Raw genomic sequence first — 20,782 nt, forward strand, 5'->3', positions numbered from 1 at the left:
GCGGAAGCAAAAACGACCATTGGTATATGTCAAATCAAAATACAGGAACATCTTCACGGATTTTCACAGGTAGAGAAAAGAAACAACGATATTTTTTTGATCCTATAAGTACTTTTAAAACTCACTTTAATACTAAAGCAAGTAAGGGTAATTTAACGCAGTCTCAACACAATATAAATAGAATAATACAACAAGAAGAAAATATTGAAGAATTTAAAAATCTTATTAAAACAGATCCTATAGCAGCATTAACTCTTCGAATAGATAGTAGTGATAAACAAGAAGCAGTAAGGACTATCTTAAGTGATTTTAATGATGATACTATTCAAAGGGTATTATTTAGTAATGATAAGGGACAATTAGATTTCAAGACCAATATTGACGTTAAAAATAGACCTATTTTACAAGAATTATTAGCAAATAGTTCTTCTGAAGAAAAAACTAAATTTGCTGAAAGAATTCAAGACTATGCAACACGAAATATATCTAATAGTCAATTTGAAGAAAAGGCACGATTAGATCTTATCAAACTAGCAGCAAGTAAAGATAAGAGTTCAGTAGAAAACTTTTTAACTCTGCAATTAGAGTTAAAAAACAGAATGCAACCCTATATTGTAAACAGCGTCTATATTTTAACACCAGAAATAGTAAAAGAAATAAATATAGAACTAAAAAATAAAGGGCTAATAAGAGATAGTTTAACTAAAGACTATATGATTAAACTAGCCAAAGAAGTAAATAACCACACATTAAATTCAGTAATTAAAGTAATATTATCTGATAGTAACATACTCAGCAATGAAACCAATAAAATTTTAGGGTTAGCAGTAGGTAATAATGCAAATAATTTAGAACAAACACAAAGCGGCATTTCGAATCCACCACCTCTACCGCTCAATGGGGGTATTCCAAATCCACCTCCTCTACCGCTAAACGGAAGTATGTCACCACCACCGTCCTTACATTCTCAAGGCTTTAGTAGCAACTCTAAACATTTTGATTTAAATCAGTTACAAACAGAATATCCTCACATACATTCATTATATATTCAGTTTACTCACAATACTACTGTTCAATCAAAAGCACTACTTCAACCTACAGTTTCTAGCGCAACCAGTACAGGCAGAAGCACGCCAGAGACAGCTTATGCCAAACTATATGCAGAATATAGAACTGAGACAGGAGGTACAAAAGCTAATGATTTACAAGATCAGCTTATAAAAAGACAAGCTGATCTTACAAATGTTATACGTCAAATATTAACAGAATCATACGCCAACCAAGGAGCTGACGAGAAAACTCTTGTAAATTTATTTAGCATTTCAACCCCTGAAATCGCAGAAAAAGCTAAAGAAGCTTTTAACACCCTTGCTCAAGACCAGTATATAAAAGATATAACCGAAAATGGTAAGAAAACAATAACAAGCGAAGAGATAATTAAAAATCTTTTCAATGAAGATACTGATGATGCAGTAAAACGTATTTTATTATCGTCATGTAAAATATCTGAAGAATTAAAGAAACCTATTAAACTTGAATTCAATAAATCAGCATTGATTAGAGAGTTACAGGGCAAACAAAATCCGTTTGAACAATTAGAATTTGCCTATATTAATGCAAAAAACTTCGATCAAGATATATTTAGCAATAGAGTCGACGAGTTAATTAACAACCCTAATATATTAACTATAGTACAACAAGCTACTTTTTTAATAACAGAAGATACAAACTTAAGAAAAACAATTAATTCTGATCAAGCACAGGCTAAACTTGATGATTTAAGAACAGCTATTTTAAGCACAATAAAATTTGAAGAATTAATTACAGCAAATTTACCTCAACATGATTTGATTGCTATAGTAAAGGAAAAAGACCCCGCATTATTACAAGAGTTTTTAAAAGCTACTACTCTCAAACTAACAGGTAATAATAATTTAGATCAATTAAGATTAGCTTTGCCTTCATTTACAGACATGAGCAATGAACAAATAAGAATTCTTACTAATAAATTAAAGATGCCTATAATATTAAAAGCTATTCAAGAGTGCTCGCAAGAAAAAGCTAAACAACACATCCATACCGGAAACATGCCACCACCACCACCGCCACTGCCTAATGCACAAGATTTGGAATTAGCTTATCTAACAAGTTTAGGGATTACTAAATTCAATGCAAATACATCTACTTTTAAAACAACTCCAAAAACTTATCACTTTAGCTCCGATATAGCTTTAAGATATAAAGAATTTACTTTATCAGGACCAAAATCAGCAGGATATAAAGCAAAATACTCCGATGCCGATTTATTGCAAAAAGCTATAGTGGAATCAGTAGCATTTGAGCATTCAAAAAATTTATCTAAAGCTCATCAAACTAATAAGTATTTTGAACAAATCCAAGAAGCAGTCGACACTATGCACCCTCGCTTTATAGGTCCTAGAACTGAAATAGGACAACAAATACATAATATTTATACTTCTAAACTTTTGGAATTAACAAAAGATAAAGAATTTATTAAATATGTTGAAGATAATATTATACTTAGCAAAAAATTAACGGAGGCGTTTACTTCCGCTGACTCTGATTTTATAGATTCTAGAACTGAAATAGGACAACAAATACATAATATTTATATACAGCAATTGACAAAATATCCAGAGGAAGCGGTAAAAGAGGCATTTAATACTGCTCACCCTGATTTTATAGGTCCTAGAACTGAAATAGGGCAAGAAGTACATAATATTTATAAATCTCAACTTTTAGAGTTAGCAAAAGACAAAGAATTGTTTCGATTTGTTCAACAAGTACTAGTAGAGTCGGCTGAACTAGAACAAAAATATGGTAGTGATATTCAATCAGAAAATAGTAACGATGAAAAGAAAGTAGGGCGTTTAGATCAGACAAAATTACGATTATTCCAACAAGAAAACGAAGCTACAAATGACGAATCCTCAACAAAGGATGATACACAACCTGAAGATAGCAATAAAAAGTCAGAGCAATCTGATTCAAAAACCGCTTTATCACCGAGATTATTGAGTTCTAACAATAGCAAAAATGATAAATCATCAGATTACAAAAAATCACTTCTAGCATTAAGATCTAGTGATGAAGACGATAAAACTGATGAAGAAGAATTAGAAGAAAGCAATAGCACCACTGACGAAGAATTAAAACAAGATATAGTTTTAGAAAGCGAAGATAAAGCTATCGATGTGTCATTTAAAACTGAAGCAATTACAGAACAAGATGAGGTGACACAGAGACAACAGGTATCTGATGATACTAGTGGGAAAGTAGCAATATTAGTTCAGGCGACTTCAACTCTTCACAAACCTGTTCACTATAATATAAATGATAGATTAACGGTTGCTGCAATAGGGGCCGGTGATGAAGAAACTAGTATAAACAGAGGGGTATGGATTAGCGGCTTATACGGCATCAACAAACAAAGAATTTGGAAGAATATTCCAAAATATCAAAATCGTACAACCGGCATAACCATCGGGACTGATGCTGAATTCATCAATAGTCATGATGTTATAGGAATAGCTTATAGCCGTTTGGCATCCCAAATTAAATATAATAAAAAACTAGGGAAAACAGCAGTTAACGGTCATCTTTTAAGCATTTACAGTCTAAAAGAACTAATTAAAGGTTTCTCATTGCAGACTATAACATCTTACGGCCATAATTATATTAAGAATAGATCTAAAAATATTAATAATATAATTGGAAAATATCAAAACAATAATTTAAGTTTTCAAACTTTATTAAATTATAAATATCGTACAAAATACGATTTACATTTTATTCCTAATATCGGTTTTCAATATGATTATTCAAGAGCTAGCAACTATAAAGAGTATAATGTAGATATAGAAAATCTCATGATTCAAAAGAAATCAAATCAATTATTTGAAAGTAGCCTTGGCGGTAAAATAGTGTTTAAGCCTATAGTGACCACAAACAATATAGTATTAACACCAAGTTTGTATGGTAATATTGAGCATCACTTCAATAATAAAAATACAAAAGTTAATGCAAAAGCAACTTTTAAAGGACAAACATTACAAGAAACAATTATTACACTAAAACAACCTAAGCTTGGATATAATATCGGTAGTAATATACTTATGAGTAGCAAAAATATCAATGTTCTACTTGAGTATAATTATTATACGCATAGAAAGTATCAAAGCCATCAAGGACTTATGAAACTAAAAGTCAATTTGTAAATCACCAATAGAAAATTTAAATAAGGATAAGCTTTTCCTAAGAGCTTATCCTTTCTTAATGAATAAACTTATTAACCTAGTAAAAAATAGTTTAAATGAATAGCTATTAAGTACAAGACGACCTAATTGGTCAAAAGGAAAAATATTAAATAAGCTCATAATCCTAATTACAATAAAAGTATCGATAAATAAAGAAATTGCCGTACTAAAATTATTTCTGATCCATAAATAGATATTAATATCAACAAGTTGAGCTATATAACAGGCAAAAGTTGATACTAAAAAAGATATTAGTAGCTTCCAATTTATCCATGAGACTTATTATTAAAACTACTATTATATTAAAAATAATAGCAAGCTTTACACAAAAATTGGCTCTTTCTTTATCGTAAAACTCAGCTATTAAATCCGTTAATAAAAAAGTTAACGGGTAAAAAATTGCTCCTATAGATAATTCAAGAATATAAAAATTAAAAATATTAAGGTAAACAAATTTTTGCTATATTAAGTTTCCTACTATAATAAGGACTGTAAAAAACGTATATAAAATGATATAAATTTTTTCTTTTATATTAAATTCTATAGACATTTCTAAAATTATTTTAGGTGCAAAAACATTGCTGTACTCTAATAATATATATTGGGAGTTCTGAAAACTATACTAAATTCTCTGATGTCATGCCATTGATCCATAGGTGTTGTTACATGACTCCTGTTATGTCATTCCCACAAAAGCAGGAATCCAGTACTTTTATCTGTCACCCCATGTTCAAGCCACGGGGTGACACAGTGGATTTGACCGATCCACGCAACAACACCAACAAAGGTAGACAATGATAAGTATGAGAGATATTACTAAGATAAAGCTGTAACTATTTAGCTATAGGTAAACTATTTTCTGCTTGATTTTCTTCAATTTCATTAATCTTAGAAACTAAATCAGATTTCTTTTTTGAGGAAAGGTTAGAAAGTACTATTGCATTTATTAAAAATAATGTTGTAAGTATTATAGTGCTTTTAGTAAGAAAATTACCGACTGTTTTAGCACTGACTACTCCCATATTATTACCACCGCTTATACTACTAATTCCATCCGATCCGCTACGCTGCATCAGAATAACTATAATTAGCAATATTGCAATAGTAATATGTACAAAAAGAAGAATGTCTATCATATAATAAAATAATCGTTACCGTATTTTAAATGTAAATCATACATTAGTTTTATATTATTTGCAACTTAGCTTTATAAAATAAACATAATACTATAATAGTATCTGACAGAAACTAGACTAAAATCAGCATATGAATTTTTTAAGAAAGGTTAAAAACTCATAAAGCTTAGGATGTGTGGTGGTGCTACTAGGGGGAATCGAACCCCCGACCTCTTCATTACCAATGAAGTGCTCTACCCCTGAGCTATAGTAGCAAGATTATTTCAAACCCTTTTTGCCACATATTTGTCATTAAATCAAGAAAAATTTTGGAAATTCGTCTACTCTTTACAAAAAAGCTCTTATTCGATCTCTTCATTCGCTCCACTTATATGTACCCCATCATAAGATGCTAATGTAGTTTCATTAGCATGCATCCCAAATTCTTTCTGTAAATAATCACTTAAAATCTTTATTGTTTTTTCTTTGGTTTGACATACTAATATCATTTTATTATCTTGTACTAACTTGTGTAATTTGGGTATCTCTTCTGCAGTAACAAGCCTCATTGCCAAACAACCATTTTCTTCTTATTGTAGAAGGTCAGCCGTTACACTCGTAGTAACTCTATGACATGTACCGAATAAGTCTAGATCTATCCTTGAAATTGCTCCGTCACTAGTTACTGCTTTAAAAGTTCTGGAATGATTGATGTATCCTCAGAGATACTGGCAAAGACTAATCCCTTTGCAGTTATTTTATGTTCACAAACATCGCCATAGTAATAACTCTTAGGTTTAAAGACTACAATTTTGTTATTAAATTCAACTAGGTTTGCAGGTTTTGTAATTTTTTTCATATTTTATCTAAACTTCTATTTTTGTAAAAAGATAAGGCAATCAATGCAAAAATACAGCTTAATATGACATAATAAACTGCTGAGGTTACATGCCCTGTTTTGTGTACTAAATATTCAAAGACAAGAGGCGTAGTACCACCAAAAATACTTGTAGCAGTGTTATATGAAATAGAGAGAGCAGTGTTACGTATATTTGTAGGATACAATTCTGCTTGTAATGCCGGTTCAGGACCGATATAGCTAGCAGCAAGTATAGCAAGTATCAATTGTGAGATAATTACACTTGTGAAGACCCCATTCTCAAAATTATTAAGTAAAAATGGCGTTGTTACAATAATTATTATCAGATTAATTACAAAAATTTTCCTGCGACCTATAATATCGGATAGATAACCGCTTAATAAAGTTACGGCTATCATAATCACGTAACACACGCTAGCAAGGCTATTTACCTCATTTTCAGTAAAGTTGCGGCTGATTTTTAAAAACGATACCAAGTAAATTGTAGTTAGATAGAATATTATCGAACCGGGAGCATTGATAAAAATCGAGATTAATATATCAAACCAATAATTGGTAATGACTTTTTTTAACGGTGATTGTAAAATCTTTTTCTGCTCTCTTAGATTTTTAAAATTCGGTGTTTCGTGTGTATTTTTTTTAATATAAAATGCTGCAAAAAGAATAAAAAAACCAAGTAAAAAAGGTATTCTCCAGCCAAAACTATCAAATTGTGAAGCTGTTAGGATATTCTTAACGACATAAGAAACAAAAGAACCAAGCAATAAACCGGCGCATATACTAGACATTGAAATACTACCGGTAAAGCCTTGGTGTTTATGGCTAGTATGCTCAATAACAAAGGAAATAGAGCCGGTCAAAACTCCCCCCATTGATAATCCTTGTAGAATTCGTACACAAATCATTAATATAGTTGCAGTTATACCGATAGTATGGTAAGTTGGTAATATTCCTATTAATACGGTTGGGGCAGACATGCAAAATAACGCACTCGTTAAGGCTACTTTGCGTCCAAATCTATCACCAATAACACCAAAAAATATGCCGCCCAACGGTCTTGCCAAATAACCTATAGCAAATACTAAAAAAACTTGCAGTAAAGAAGTATTAGCATCATCATTTGGAAAAAATTTTGTTCCTATTATGGGTGTAAAATAACCGAATAATACATAATCATACCATTCAAAAATGTTAGCGATACCGCTTGAAAATATTAGTTTACTGCAATTCATGTTTTCTATTCATAGCTTTTTTTTCGGAATATATTATAAACAAGGTGGTAGGAATTATTATTACTGCTCCATGAAGTGTGCTTTTATCAGGAAATTCGTTAAATATGAAATATGCCGCTATTACTGAAATCACCAGCTCTAAATATCTATAAGGAGCGGTAGCGGTTGCATCTACTATGGAAAAAGCTTTAAGCAGGAAGAATAATATTAAGCTTCCGCTACTACCGAGTACAAATAATAAAGCTAATTCAAAACTACTAGGAGTTAGCCAGTACTGCGATGCTACAGGTAACGACACTATAGCAGTTACTATTGCCGAATAAAATAGCATGCTAATCATCGATTCTTTTATTACGAATTTTTTATTAATAATATCAAGCATAGCAAATGAAATAGCGGCTAATACAAAATACAAAATTTCTGGGTTAAAATCCTCGGCATGCGGTTTAAGCGTAATAACAAGTCCTATAAATCCTACTACGGTAACTACCCATCTTGGCCAAATAATATTTTCGTTCAGAAAAAATACGGCAAGTATTAAAGTAAATAAAGGAATAGAAAAACTTACGACTGTTGCAGTAGTAACGGGAGCTATGGTAAGACCGTAAGTCCAAGAAGTCATACCACAAAATAATAATAACCCTCTTAATATATGTACAAAAGGACGACTTGTTTTTAAAGTATTTTTACCATAATAAACAATAAAAGGTAGTAAAACTATGCTACTGAAAAAGAAGCGGAAAAAAGCTACTTCAAAGCTATGTAAACGAGTCCCAAGATATTTAGATATTACATCATTGGCACTACTACTTACTAAACTAAGTAAAAACCAACCTATACCGGTTAAATATGTTTTTAATGCATCATTCATTAATATGCTCCAATAATTTCTATAATTTTACTTAAATGTCTTGACTTTTAGCATAAAAGAATTCTATCTTTTATGACAATGGTATAAATATATAAACAAAAATTTTATATAATAATACGGTAATCAATTTTAAGCAAGTAAAGGTTGTAATTATATGTTAAGAATAGTGAAAAAATTAGGGATAATTTTGTTTGTATCCACCATAAGTATTAATAGTTTTGCTAAAAGCATGTATGATGATGTAGACTCTGCTTCTGACTATGATAGTACACCGTATTACGAAAACGAAGGCAGTTTAGTTTTCAAGATGCGTCTAGGAGGTGTTGTTTCAAGTGCTAAGCAAAAAGGATTACCTACTCCTACCTCTCCTCAACCTGTTTCAGTAGGCGAAGTGGCAAAAAACGGTTATGGAGGTGATGCGTCCACTACCATATTCTTTAATAATTATTTAGCTACTGAATTATCACTTGGCTTTAATGTTTTACGCACTAAATATACATCCCTTGCAGCTGTTGCTCATAATTATGGCGTTGATAATGTTAAACTAGGAAAAAACAAACCTATTTATATGATTCCTGCAACAGTTACCGGACAATTTCATATAGCTCCTTACGGTGGAATAAGACCATATATAGGTATAGGTTATCACGGTTCTTATATGCTTACTCAAGCTACCGGTCTTAAAATTAGAAACGGACACGGTACCGTAGGACAAATAGGTGTAGATTTTTATGCTAAAGACGATACTTTAATCAATATTGACGTAAGACAATTTTTCTTAAATCCTAAACTTGAGTATAAACCGAATTTAGTAGGTAATAAAACCATGACCTCTAAAGTTAAACTTAATCCTTTAATAGTTTCTATAGGTATAGGATTTACTTTTTAGCCTTGTTGCATGGTTCTTGAAGCATATTTGTCATCCCGCGACTTGATCGCGGGATCCAGTTTTTTTATTTTTTTTTGGATACCGTGGTCAAGCCGCGGTATGACACTAAATAGCTAATAATATAAACATACATTCACCTATGTCCCTACAAATTATCCAGTTATTATACTTAGTTGCGGCTGTTTGCTTTATTCTATCACTCAAATTCTTATCCTCACAGAAACAAGCACGTTTAGGCAGTACCATAGGTATTTTGGGGATGGCGATAGCAGTCATCGTTACTTTTTTCCTACCGGATTTTACTCATAAATTACCCATTATAGCAACCATATTATTAGGTGCTGTAATCGGCGGGATTATCGCACTTAAAATCTCCATGACAGCAATGCCTCAATTAGTAGCGGGATTTCACTCTTTTGTCGGTCTTGCTGCGGTATTTGTAGCTTATGCTACAGTACTTGCTCCTGAAAATTTTTCTATAGGAATAGCAGGAAGTTTACCGATTAATGCATTAATAGAAATATCAGTAGGCGTCTCTATCGGTGCTTTAACTTTTAGCGGTTCGATTATAGCTTTTCTAAAACTACAAGGCTTAATGAAAAGTAGCCAGTTAAAATTCTACGGTCAGCAATATATATGCTTATTAACGGCAATAATATTGGTTATTCTAGTAATATCATTTATTCGTTCAGAGAATATATTTTTATTTAATCTAATAGTCTTTTTATCACTGTTAATCGGAGTATTACTAATAATACCGGTAGGCGGTGCAGATATGCCGGTTATAGTCTCAATGCTAAATTCTTATTCAGGTTTTGCGGCAACAGGTATAGGCTTTACGCTTAGCAATAGCCTACTTATTATTACTGGAGCATTAGTCGGTAGTAGCGGAGCTATACTTAGCTATATAATGTGCAAAGCGATGAATCGCTCATTAATTAAGGTTATTTTTGGAGCGTTTTTGCCTGCACCTACTGGAATTAACAAGAATATAGATGACGATAAAATAGCAAAAACAAGCTGCCCTGAAGATGCGGCACATTTACTACTTAATACATCATCGGTGATAATTGTTCCCGGTTACGGTATGGCAGTAGCCCAATCTCAGCATATCATAAAAGAGATGGTTGATATATTAGAACGTTCAGATATTAATGTACGTTTTGCCGTACATCCGGTAGCAGGTAGAATGCCGGGGCATATGAATGTTTTACTTGCAGAAGCTAATATAGATTATGAGAAAGTACTTGAGCTTGAAGAAATTAATAGAGATTTCGCTACCACTGACGTAGTGCTTGTGATTGGTGCAAATGACGTCACTAATCCTGCTGCTAAAAATGATCCGAACAGTCCAATTTACGGTATGCCGGTACTCGATGTTGAAAAAGCACGTACGATTTTGTTTATTAAACGTTCTATGGCATCTGGATATGCAGGTATAAAAAATGCGCTATTTTATCACGATAATACTTTTATGTTATTCGGCGATGCTAAGAAAGTAGTTGAGGAGATAGTTAAGTTTCTAAATGAAGATTGACTTAAATAACTCTATTTGTTATAATTTCTTAAAATAAGCCCAAAAACAATTATCATGAATTCACAAAAAACATTACCGCTTCTGCCAAAAGCCACGGCTATATGGTTAATTGAAAATACTTCTCTAACTTTTAAACAAATTGCCGATTTTTGCGGTATTCATGAATTTGAAATAAAAGGTATGGCTGACGGTGAAGTAGCACACTCTATAAAAGGTTTAAATCCAATTGCAAACGGTCAATTAACTTTAGAGGAAATTGAGCGTTGCAGTAAAGATCCTAATGCTAATTTACAAATTTCATATAGCCCTGCTGATGAATTGATGAAAAATCAGAAAAAAAAACGTGCTAAATACACTCCTATAGCAAGACGTCAAGATAAACCGGATGCTATATATTGGTTATTGTCTAATTATCCGAACATTCAAGACCATCAAATAATTAAATTAATAGGTACTACTAAAATTACTATAGATGCTATTAGAACCCGTAGCCATTGGAATATGAATTCTATTCGTCCTCGTGATCCCGTATTACTGGGGATCTGTAGTCAAATAGACCTGAATAAAATAGTAGAAACCCTAAAGCCTCCACAAAATCCTACACAAGAATCATAAAATTATACTAACTGCTATCCTGCGGAAAGCTTGCTTACGTGAATTATTTTTGATTGTTACCCCGCCTTGATCAGCGTTATTGCGTGGCTCGTTTATGTCATTTCTGTATAGTTAGAACATTGCTGGATGGACTGGTAAAATCCACTGTGTCACCCCGTAGCTTGACCCACGGGATCCAAAAAAAATCTAAAATACTATTAATAGTATTTTAAGCTAGATTCCGTAGTCAAGCCACAGAACGACAACGGATGTGTTTTTCAATTCAGACTGACAATACTTTTCTCACAAACGGATTTTTTATGAAGTAGACAAGTGATTATTGCCTAATAAATCGTTTATCGCTAGGTAAAGTATAACTTTTATCGGTAGAACGATAGGGACAAATATCAATTCCTCCACGCCTAGCATATACTATATAAATAGAAAGAAAATCAGGACTTATAGCGTTTTTAATATCTGTAAAAATACGCTCAGCACACTGCTCTGCAAACTCGTTACAATTTCTAAAAGATATTAAATATTTCAGAAAAGAATCATATTTTAACTTTTTTCCTTTATATTTTATAACGATTGTACCCCAATCCGGTTGACTGGTTACTAGGCAATTTGATTTGAGTAAATTAGAATTAATCTCTTCTTCTACCAAAACATCTTCATACTCAATTAAACTATTATCGGGTGCACCGTAATTATTGCATACTATATCTAAATCATCGATATTTTTACCACTTGGAACACCAAATTCTACTTTTGTATTTATAGGAAATATACGTCCTGTTACTTTAGCGTGTGTAACATTACTTAGATCCTGCAAGATAATTCTTTCTAGTTCTTTTACTGATTCAACAACAAAGTTATTAAAAGAATTTAGATATAATTTAAATGATTTTGATTCTACTATATTTTCAGAATCCGTCGGTATATAAAAAGTGCCTACTCCAACCCATGGCTTACCGTTCTTATTAAGGCAAGATAGTTCATATGTATTCCAAACATCTACACCGTAAAACGGAAGATTATTACTATTTATTCCAAGTTCGTTTCGATTATTTATACGTGGAATTTTAAATAATAAAGTCACATCATAACTATCTTTATAAGTACTTTTTTTACCAAGTAAAGAAGTAGATAAAGGCATTAATTATGCTCCTTGTGCTAAAATTTCTTTTTGTTGTAACTCATCATATTCTTTTAGCATATAACCACGTCCCCATACTGTATCGATATAATCTCTACCGCCGGCAGCATCACTTAACTTTTTACGAAGTTTACAAATAAATACGTCAATAATTTTCATTTCCGGTTCATCAACACTACTATATAAGTGATTTAAGAACATTTCTTTAGTTAAGATAGTTCCTCTTCGGAGTATTAATAGCTCTAAAATAGCATATTCTTTGTTCGTCAAATGTACTTTTTTGCCGTCAACTTCTACACTTCTAGTATCTAGGTTTATGCTAACCTTATCAAACCTAAATACTGATGCTGCATGACCTTTAGAACGTCTAACTATAGCTTTAATTCTAGCAATTAATTCCTCTCTTACAAACGGCTTGGTTAGATAATCATCGGCTCCAGAAGAGAAACCAGTAATCTTTTGATACGTATCCGTTAAGCTAGATAAAATTAAGATTGGGGTTTTTATTTTTGCAGCACGCAATCTTAGTAATATCTCAAAACCATTAATATCCGGTAACATAAGGTCTAAGATTACTAGATCATAACCACCAACTTTACCAAGTCTTAAACCTTCTACACCAACTGAAGCTTTATCGCAAACTATCCCTTCTGAAGCTAAAGTTAGTTCAATTAAGTTAGCCATTTCCGGCTCGCCTTCAATTAACAAAACTCTCATTATTTTTCTCCATAAAATTCAATTTTTATATTGTGCTATAATTTAATTACAGGTAATTATTGTTAACTAAATTATAATTTTTTATCTAGTGCTTTATACATTCATTAATAATATAAGTAAAGAATATTTAATCAAATTGATTAAATAATTAAATGATTTTCTTAGTTTTGATGCTCTGACATTTTCTTATGATATAAGGCACCAAAATCTATAGGATCAATCATTAAAGGCTGAAATCCTGCATCTTGAGTACAGCTAGCTATAATTTTTCTGGCAAATGGAAATATCATTGCCGGACAATGAACGGATAATAAAACCGGATGTTGTTCAGAATCAATATTAATTAAATTAAATACTCCAGCATATTTTAATTCTACCTGAAATAATTTATATTTCTCATTTCTTGCAATTGCCTCGATATTTAACTCTACTTCATAGAAACTTTCTTCCGATAAATTAGTAATATTTATATCTAGAGATAAATCAATTTGAGGGCGTTGATCCAAAGCCGCAAGAGAAGACGGGGCAGAAGGGTTCTCAAGAGATAAATCTTTTATATATTGTGCATTAACGGAAATATGCGGCATTGCCTCATTAGTATCGGTGTTTATTGTACTCATAAAAACTCCTTATTAAAAATTTAATATAATTTTCTACATAAAAAAGTTATGTTAGCGGTAAAGTTACTCCTACTTGTTTCATATATTTTCCTTGGCGATCGGCATATGAAGTATCACAAATTTGATCACTCTTTAAAAATAAAAACTGACAAGCTCCTTCATTTGCATATATTTTAGCAGGTAATGGAGTAGTATTAGAAAACTCTAAAGTTACATGTCCTTCCCACTCCGGTTCTAACGGAGTCACATTTACTATTATACCGCATCTTGCATAAGTGGACTTGCCGACACAAATAACTAATACATCACGCGGTATTTTAAAATATTCTATAGTTCTGCCAAGGGCAAAGCTATTAGGTGGGATAATACACACATCTACTTCTCTATCAACTAAATTATATTCACTGAAATTTTTTGGATCAACCGTAGTAGAATTTATATTGGTGAATATTTTAAATTCATTAGATACTCTAGCATCATAGCCGTAAGAAGATAAGCCGTAAGAAATAATCTTTTCTTTATTATGCACTCTTACCTGCTTTTCCGCAAAGGGCCTTATCATACTGTGATTTATAACAGCTTCTTTTATCCACTTATCTGACATTATAGCCATAATCAAAACTTGATTTAATTAATAAACTAATGATTATAACTCATAATTATTTACAATACAAAATTTTTCTTTAAAACTATAAGTCTGAGACTACTTGAATAATGATAGTGATAATAATACAACATTATATACTTAAAAATTAAATTATTACAAATTAAAATAGTTTTTTATTGTCAATTTTGAAAAGTATTATTATATTTATAGTTAATTTATTAATACTATAAAATTTACTTTGTATTAGTAAATTTTACTTAAGTTTATTAGGAGCTATTATTAAAGTGAAAAAATTATTATTAGCTGCAAGTATTATTTGCCTTGCATCAGCTGGTCTTGCCGAAGAAAATCCAACACCTGTTATTTCTAATTCTGATACTGAAATAAAATTAGAAGGATTCTATTTATTTGAAAACGGTTATATTAAACAGGATCACTTAATTTTATTTGATAAAAATGTAACTGATAACAGGAAAAAGCTAGGGTTTTACACGGAAGCAGCGTTTGCGGCCACTATTGCTAAAACTATCAATGATGTAATAGCAGGTGCTAAAATAGTGCTTCAACCTACTACAAGAGCAAAAACCTCTACAAGTTATAATGGGTCACATATATTTATTGAAACTAGTTACGGTAAAGTAGAACTAGGCTCTCCTGCTGATGCAAGCGCTAAGTTGCGTATTACCGGTAGTCAAGTAACTGCAGGTACCGGAGGATGGTCTAGATATGCTCTACTTGACGGTCAATATATGCGATATAATGGTTTAAAATCGGATTTTGATACTAATGCTAGCTTTTATCTTGAGTCATACTCTAATTCTTTTGATCAAATCAATGATAAAGCTGAGAGAGCGAGAAGATTGAATTTTTTCACGCCTAAAATGAAAGGCTTCCAAGCCGGAGTTTCTTATACTCCCGATACTGCTAATACAGGCGGTAATAGAGATATAAATAATTTAACGCTTGAAAGCTCAGGCAGAAACGGAGTTAGTGTTTCTAAAACTGGAATAAAGACGGTTAAATTAGAGAATAACGAAACCATGACTATTAATCAGAATATTAGGGATGCTTTTTCTGCCGGCTTAACTTATGAACATGAAATTAGCGAAGATGCAGACTTAAAACTATCTGTCACCGGAGAATATGGTAAACCTGCTCGTCGTCTTATTCATGCTAAAATGGACGGAACTACAATTCAAGTGCTTAATACCTATAAACTTTCTAATTTAAAAGCATATAATCTTGGAGCTGTATTTACTTACGGTAATTTTTCTTGTGGTGCTTCTTACGGTCATTTAGGTAAAAGCTTAACCGCTAAGGAATATTATAAAGTCGGTCGTGATACCTATTATTACAATGGAGCAATTGCCTATGGACAAGGACCTATAAAAACAAGTCTTGAATATCTTAAAACTTCAAGATATAAAAACACCATTGATGCTGTAAGCCTCGCTACTGAATATAAGATCATGCCTGGTTTATTACCATATGCTGAAATTTCTCATTTCCAAGCTAAAGGTAAACCTGTATATTACCCTGAAGCACCTAGTAAAACAACACGAGGTACTGTTGGTCTTATAGGTACAAAACTTAAGTTTTAATTATTTACAAATAAATTGCCATCACTATTATAATCAAGGCTTAGAGTAATCTTATGCCTTGATTATTATATTTTTTTAATTGAACTATCAATAAACTTTATAGTTCCGTCGTTGTAATAATCTTGTTTTCTCTTCTGTTAAATCTTTAAACTATTCTATTAGCTTACAATACTCTAATTCTTGTCAAATTATGCTTAGCTTTTTGTACTTCAAGTACCGGCCCAAACCTTGAAAAATTTATTCTATACTGCCTTTTGATTAAACAAAATTATATATTTTACTTTTTTTATTTTTAGATATTGATTTTCTCTGATTACCATATATTGTGATGCAACCACAATATATGGTAATCATGTGATATATGATTTTTATTATTTTAAAACAGGAGTAACACTATGAATCATGCTCAATTTACAAGCTCAGGATATTCCTTTGTAAATGGATTAAAAGCAGTTACAAGATATGCAACCGCTTCTAAATTATTATTTAAAGATACATATAATTTTGTTTCTAGTTCCAACTTAAAAAATATTTACAATATTATATGCTTTACATATTCAGAAAGTCTATACAAAAGACAGAGATTTTGAGGCAGCATTGAAATTTTTTAATATGCAACAGGATAATTCTCTAAAGATATGTAACTCAGAACATCGAAAACCAGCATCAGAGGACAATGAAAATCTTTTCCCTCCTATATTAATATGATGAAAATCTATTATTTTTTGGGAAGCCCATAGGAGGTAATTTACCGGTACTACCTCTTTTGCCTAAAAATGCAACAATGTTTTTCTCAAGTTTTACTTTTCCATTGTTATTCCAACCTAAGCCGTCTTCTTTATTGAATATTTTAATATCTAGAAGCTTAGCATTCTTAAATTTTTGCAGCGTTACACCTTGCCCTTTTTTCATTTCAGGTATTTCATCTATATTAAATACCAATAATTTACGACTTTCACCGATACAAGCAATACTATCACCGTTTACAGGTAAACAAGCTATACATACATGACCATCCGGTACATTCATAATTTGCTTTCCTGTTTTTGTTTGAGCCATTACTTCATTTGAATTAACTAAAAACCCCTTACCTACACTACTTGCAAGTAATAAAAGCTGATCAGGTTTATAGACTAAAATATTCGTAATATCGTTATTACCTATATCCACAAGTAGCTTTATAGATTCCCCTGTTCCTTTACCTTTGGAAATATTATCGGCAAGCAAAGTAAAAAATCTGCCTTCTGAACTAACTATTAATATTTTATCAGTCGTGTAAGCTTCTAAAATAAATTTTTCTGCATCACCTTCTTTATATTTGATAGTCGATAAATCGATGTTATGACCTTTTAACGAACGCACCCACCCCATTTTTGAGCAGATAATAGTAATCGGCTCTTTAGTAATGAAAGCCGTTATATCAACTACTTGATTCGTAAACGTTACTTCCTCAAAGCTTGTACGCCTTGCTCCTATTACCGTATTTAATCCAAATTTCGTTTGTACTGTTTTGATTTCTTTTTTAACTATTTTCCATAGTTCTTGAGGATTATTTAGAATTTCTTCTAATATAGTTTGTTGCTTCTGCAAATTACTATGCTCATTAATAATTTCCTGCTCTTCAAGCTTGCGAAGCGAGCGAAGACGGGTATTTAATATCGCTTCTACTTGTATTTCGGTTAGTTTAAACCGCTCCATTATTATCGCTTTTGGCTCATCTTCTTCACGAATAATTTTAATTATCTCATCAAGATTTAGATAAACTATCCTAAGCCCTTTTAGAATTTCTAAACGCTGCTTGATTTTGTTTAAAAGATAAGTTGATCTGCGAGTAACAATATTTTGTCTATGATATAGAAACTCTTGTAAAATCTCTAAAATATTCATTACTCTCGGCACGTTATTACTGCCGATCACATTCATATTTAACTGAATGCGGCTTTCTAAATTCGTTAGCTTGAATAGAGATTCCATAACTATTTGCGGATCACATCCCCGATCTCTCGGCTCTATAACCAACCTTATAATGTCTGTTGATTCATCTCTAATATTGCTAACAAGGGGAATTTTTTTATCCTTTAGTAATATTGCTATTTGTTCTATAAGTTTTGATTTCTGAACCTGATAAGGTATCTCGGTTACGACTATCTGATATGTACCGTAACTTAGCTCCTCTTTTTCCCATCTGCTTCTCACTCTAAGACTACCACGTCCAGTAGTATATGCAGCATTAATAACTTCAGCTTTATCAATAATTATGCCGCCGGTCGGAAAATCAGGACCTTTGACAAAGTTCATTATATCGTTAATTTCAGCTTTCGGATGGTTAATTAAATATATTAGAGCATCACAAAGCTCATGTAAATTATGCGGCGGTATATTGGTTGCCATACCGACTGCTATCCCTTCAGAACCATTAGCTAGTAAATTCGGAAAACTTGCCGGCATTATTACCGGTTCTAAATCGGAACCATCATAAGTAGGGCGAAAATCTACCGTATCTTTATCGATGTCCTCCATTAATAACGTACATATGTCCGTCATACGTGATTCGGTATAACGCATAGCTGCTGCATTATCACCGTCGATAGAGCCGAAATTACCCTGCCCATCAATTAAAGGATAACGCAACGAAAAATGCTGAGCAAGGCGTACCAAGGTATCATACACTGCTACATCACCGTGCGGGTGGTATTTACCTATTACGTCACCGACCACCCGCGCACATTTCTTATAGCCGGAATTCGGCTCAAGCCTTAACTGTAGCATTGCGTATAATAACCTACGATGTACAGGCTTGAGTCCGTCACGTACGTCAGGAAGCGAACGTGACATAATTGTTGATAACGCATAAGCAAGATAACGCTCTGATAATGCATTACCAAAGTCAATATTTTCTATTTTAGCTTCTTTCATAAGTTATTTAGTTTTTATTTATAGTCGTTGTTGCGTGGTTCTCTATGTCATTCCTGCGAAAGCAGGAATCCAGAAAAAAAGTATAAACACAGCAAATGCTTAAAATTAAAAGCTCGATTTATCTCGCTTTATGATAGATTTCTGCTTTCGCAGGAATGACATAAGAGTATACAAATATCACTTCAACACACAACTCTGCTTATTATAAGCTAATTTCTTACAAACCGCTTTAGCTTGACTAAGACTACCATAATCACCGGCTAAGATTAAATAGAAAAATTTGCCGTCGTCATATTTAACTTTTTTGGTTGTGATAACAACATTTTTAAGAATTTTCGGGAATTGCTTTTTTATTCTTTCCCCTTCTTTCATTGCTTCTGCTTCAGATTTTACCGAACCTAGTTGTACTTTATAACTTTCATTATTTTTACAATTTTTAGTATTACTAACCTTATCTTTACTTCCTTTTTCAAGCTTTATTATATTTAAATCCGTTTCATTTTTGGAGTTATTATTTGGCTCTATTAATGCAATAAGGTTAGATATTTCATCAAAAGATTCATCGCTTTGACTTTGGTTGCGAGAATCTATACTCATAGGTTTCTCAGGGTCAGGAAGCAATTTTACGGTTTTAATATTTGTATCTTTAGCAATAAGATTTTCATATATAGTACTATGTACTGCGGCTATTTGGTTATTTTCTATTATAGACGGTTTTATTTTTGTAGGCAGCTCATCAGGATAAATAGTAATTACCGGCTTGCTATTCTGATAATATTGATAACCAAAATAAATAGCGGACATACATACTAAAAATACTAGAAATATTTTAATAAAAATATTATTGATCATATTTAGTAATTTGATAATAGAAAAACGTCATTGCGAGGAAAAATTGTAAGTTTTGACGAAGCACTCTCAGGAGTATTATTTCATGAGATTGCCACGCAGCCTACGGCTGCTCACAATGACGACTCGGTATCCACATGAGCAATACATCCTTGCAATGACGATGAAAACCTAACTACATTTTGTTCATTGGTTCTACACCTATCACTTCGAGACCGCTAGCTATAACTTTCTGTATGGCACTTGCAAGAGCAAGGCGTGCTAGAGTTAATTCTTTATTGCTCTCAATTACAAATCTATACTCGCTATTTTCTTTACCGAAATTCCACATAGAATGAAATTTTGAGGCTAAATTTATTAAATAAAATGCGATGCGATGCGGTTCAAAATATTTTGCAGATGCTTCTAATGTTTTTGTCCAGCTAGCCAAAAGTTTTATAATCTCAATTTCTTCTTCAGAGGATAATAAAGATAAATCATACTTACCTGATTCAAAGTTATTATAAGATTCAGGCATTAATTCTCTAGCTTTTGATAAAATAGATATCGTTCTCACATGTGCATATTGTACATAAAAGATAGGATTTTCTCTTGATTGTTCTTTCACTTTTACCAAATCAAAATCAAGTGGCTTATCATTTTGTCTAGTCAACATCATAAATCTTATGATATCTTTCCCCACCTCATTATTTACGTCTTGCACACTAGCAAAGCTCCCAAGACGTTTTGACATTTTAACCGGCACACCGTTTTCAACGAAATTGACCAATTGACAGATTTTAACGTCCACTTTAACCTGCTCCTTACCTAAAGCTTTAACTATTGCCTCAATTCTTTTAACATATCCACTATGATCGGCACCAAGTACATAAATTAAGTGATTCGCTCCCCGTTTTATTTTATCCTTAGCATATGCAA

Annotated in this window: 17 protein-coding genes, 1 tRNA gene and 1 pseudogene; 5 read left to right on the top strand and 14 right to left on the bottom strand. The window is 32.1% G+C overall.

Translation table 11 applies throughout. The annotated features are described in order from the left end of the window. A partial coding sequence (locus BG75_RS00215; RefSeq protein WP_252903533.1) for an autotransporter outer membrane beta-barrel domain-containing protein occupies positions 1 to 4,238 on the top strand: 4,238 nt, incomplete at its 5' end. Positions 4,239 to 4,283: 45 nt separating this feature from the next. On the opposite strand, the pseudogene BG75_RS06665 reads toward BG75_RS00215, so the two are convergent. The 7 genes and pseudogenes from BG75_RS06665 to BG75_RS00240 all read right to left on the bottom strand — a co-directional run bounded on the left by BG75_RS06665 (position 4,284) and on the right by BG75_RS00240 (position 8,375). Continuing rightward, positions 4,284 to 4,827 (bottom strand): annotated as a pseudogene (locus tag BG75_RS06665) (queuosine precursor transporter). Between the two features lie 283 nt (positions 4,828 to 5,110). Next, on the bottom strand, positions 5,111 to 5,413 hold the full coding sequence (gene secG, locus BG75_RS00220; RefSeq protein ID WP_062811006.1) for a preprotein translocase subunit SecG: 303 nt from the start codon (positions 5,411 to 5,413) through the stop codon (positions 5,111 to 5,113). Positions 5,414 to 5,592: 179 nt separating this feature from the next. Next, a tRNA-Thr gene (locus BG75_RS00225) sits at positions 5,593 to 5,667 on the bottom strand. Between the two features lie 87 nt (positions 5,668 to 5,754). Beyond that, entirely contained in the window at positions 5,755 to 5,967 is a 213-nt protein-coding gene (locus tag BG75_RS00230; protein ID WP_062811007.1) for a hypothetical protein, read from the bottom strand. Positions 5,968 to 6,074: 107 nt separating this feature from the next. After that, positions 6,075 to 6,251 (bottom strand): hypothetical protein, encoded by a 177-nt coding sequence (locus BG75_RS08550; protein WP_196242451.1) that lies wholly within the window; start codon positions 6,249 to 6,251, stop codon positions 6,075 to 6,077. Then, positions 6,248 to 7,504 carry an MFS transporter gene (locus BG75_RS00235; RefSeq protein WP_062811008.1) on the bottom strand — a complete coding sequence of 419 codons (1,257 nt, stop codon included), beginning with the start codon at positions 7,502 to 7,504 and terminating at the stop codon, positions 6,248 to 6,250. Before BG75_RS00235 ends, BG75_RS08550 begins: the two co-directional genes overlap by 4 nt. Further along, positions 7,491 to 8,375 (bottom strand): DMT family transporter, encoded by an 885-nt coding sequence (locus tag BG75_RS00240; RefSeq protein ID WP_062811009.1) that lies wholly within the window; start codon positions 8,373 to 8,375, stop codon positions 7,491 to 7,493. Before BG75_RS00240 ends, BG75_RS00235 begins: the two co-directional genes overlap by 14 nt. 154 nt (positions 8,376 to 8,529) lie before the next feature. On the opposite strand from BG75_RS00240, the gene BG75_RS00245 reads away from it, so the two are divergent. The 3 genes from BG75_RS00245 (at position 8,530) to BG75_RS00255 (ending at position 11,416) form a co-directional block, all read left to right on the top strand. Beyond that, positions 8,530 to 9,264 (top strand): OmpW family outer membrane protein, encoded by a 735-nt coding sequence (locus BG75_RS00245; protein ID WP_062811010.1) that lies wholly within the window; start codon positions 8,530 to 8,532, stop codon positions 9,262 to 9,264. Between the two features lie 139 nt (positions 9,265 to 9,403). Continuing rightward, positions 9,404 to 10,801, top strand: a complete 1,398-nt coding sequence (locus BG75_RS00250; protein WP_062811011.1) for an NAD(P)(+) transhydrogenase (Re/Si-specific) subunit beta — start codon at positions 9,404 to 9,406, stop codon at positions 10,799 to 10,801. A 54-nt stretch (positions 10,802 to 10,855) separates the two neighbouring features. Next, positions 10,856 to 11,416 carry a cell cycle transcriptional regulator TrcR gene (locus BG75_RS00255; RefSeq protein ID WP_062811012.1) on the top strand — a complete coding sequence of 187 codons (561 nt, stop codon included), beginning with the start codon at positions 10,856 to 10,858 and terminating at the stop codon, positions 11,414 to 11,416. 316 nt (positions 11,417 to 11,732) lie between these two features. Here BG75_RS00255 and queF read toward each other — a convergent pair whose 3' ends face one another. The 4 genes from queF to dcd form a co-directional block, all read right to left on the bottom strand. Next, complete coding sequence (queF, locus tag BG75_RS00260) at positions 11,733 to 12,554, bottom strand: NADPH-dependent 7-cyano-7-deazaguanine reductase QueF (RefSeq protein ID WP_012736601.1); 822 nt, start codon at positions 12,552 to 12,554, stop codon at positions 11,733 to 11,735. A gap of 3 nt (positions 12,555 to 12,557) precedes the next feature. Continuing rightward, positions 12,558 to 13,271, bottom strand: coding sequence for a response regulator transcription factor CtrA (gene ctrA, locus BG75_RS00265; protein ID WP_010976784.1), 714 nt, complete (start codon positions 13,269 to 13,271; stop codon positions 12,558 to 12,560). Between the two features lie 161 nt (positions 13,272 to 13,432). Further along, a complete protein-coding gene (gene secB / locus BG75_RS00270; RefSeq protein WP_062811013.1) occupies positions 13,433 to 13,891 on the bottom strand; it encodes a protein-export chaperone SecB in 459 nt (152 codons plus the stop codon). Between the two features lie 46 nt (positions 13,892 to 13,937). Continuing rightward, positions 13,938 to 14,504: a dCTP deaminase gene (gene dcd / locus BG75_RS00275; protein ID WP_004996797.1), complete on the bottom strand. Its 567-nt coding sequence runs from the start codon at positions 14,502 to 14,504 to the stop codon at positions 13,938 to 13,940. Between the two features lie 278 nt (positions 14,505 to 14,782). Between dcd and BG75_RS00280 the strand changes: the two genes are divergently transcribed. After that, a complete protein-coding gene (locus BG75_RS00280; RefSeq protein ID WP_062811014.1) occupies positions 14,783 to 16,099 on the top strand; it encodes a porin in 1,317 nt (438 codons plus the stop codon). Positions 16,100 to 16,798: 699 nt separating this feature from the next. Here BG75_RS00280 and parC read toward each other — a convergent pair. The 3 genes from parC to BG75_RS09195 form a co-directional block, all read right to left on the bottom strand. Further along, positions 16,799 to 19,015 (bottom strand): DNA topoisomerase IV subunit A, encoded by a 2,217-nt coding sequence (gene parC, locus BG75_RS00285; protein ID WP_062811015.1) that lies wholly within the window; start codon positions 19,013 to 19,015, stop codon positions 16,799 to 16,801. Positions 19,016 to 19,192: 177 nt separating this feature from the next. After that, positions 19,193 to 19,867 carry an SPOR domain-containing protein gene (locus tag BG75_RS00290; RefSeq protein WP_062811016.1) on the bottom strand — a complete coding sequence of 225 codons (675 nt, stop codon included), beginning with the start codon at positions 19,865 to 19,867 and terminating at the stop codon, positions 19,193 to 19,195. Between the two features lie 172 nt (positions 19,868 to 20,039). Continuing rightward, on the bottom strand, positions 20,040 to 20,782 hold a 743-nt coding region (locus BG75_RS09195; protein WP_252903534.1), incomplete at its 5' end, for a DALR anticodon-binding domain-containing protein.

This window comes from Rickettsia endosymbiont of Proechinophthirus fluctus, from assembly GCF_001602635.1.
GTDB classification, from domain to species: Bacteria; Pseudomonadota; Alphaproteobacteria; order Rickettsiales; family Rickettsiaceae; genus Rickettsia; species Rickettsia rickettsii.

Bases quoted from the DNA above. Each gene is read 5' to 3' on its own strand.
- secG (WP_062811006.1), bottom strand. From the start codon at position 5,413: ATGATAGACATTCTTCTTTTTGTACATATTACTATTGCAATATTGCTA.
- BG75_RS08550 (WP_196242451.1), bottom strand. From the start codon at position 6,251: ATGAAAAAAATTACAAAACCTGCAAACCTAGTTGAATTTAATAACAAA.
- BG75_RS00235 (WP_062811008.1), bottom strand. From the start codon at position 7,504: ATGAATTGCAGTAAACTAATATTTTCAAGCGGTATCGCTAACATTTTT.
- BG75_RS00240 (WP_062811009.1), bottom strand. From the start codon at position 8,375: ATGAATGATGCATTAAAAACATATTTAACCGGTATAGGTTGGTTTTTA.
- BG75_RS00245 (WP_062811010.1), top strand. From the start codon at position 8,530: ATGTTAAGAATAGTGAAAAAATTAGGGATAATTTTGTTTGTATCCACC.
- BG75_RS00250 (WP_062811011.1), top strand. From the start codon at position 9,404: ATGTCCCTACAAATTATCCAGTTATTATACTTAGTTGCGGCTGTTTGC.
- BG75_RS00255 (WP_062811012.1), top strand. From the start codon at position 10,856: ATGAATTCACAAAAAACATTACCGCTTCTGCCAAAAGCCACGGCTATA.
- queF (WP_012736601.1), bottom strand. From the start codon at position 12,554: ATGCCTTTATCTACTTCTTTACTTGGTAAAAAAAGTACTTATAAAGAT.
- ctrA (WP_010976784.1), bottom strand. From the start codon at position 13,271: ATGAGAGTTTTGTTAATTGAAGGCGAGCCGGAAATGGCTAACTTAATT.
- secB (WP_062811013.1), bottom strand. From the start codon at position 13,891: ATGAGTACAATAAACACCGATACTAATGAGGCAATGCCGCATATTTCC.
- dcd (WP_004996797.1), bottom strand. From the start codon at position 14,504: ATGGCTATAATGTCAGATAAGTGGATAAAAGAAGCTGTTATAAATCAC.
- parC (WP_062811015.1), bottom strand. From the start codon at position 19,015: ATGAAAGAAGCTAAAATAGAAAATATTGACTTTGGTAATGCATTATCA.
- BG75_RS00290 (WP_062811016.1), bottom strand. From the start codon at position 19,867: ATGATCAATAATATTTTTATTAAAATATTTCTAGTATTTTTAGTATGT.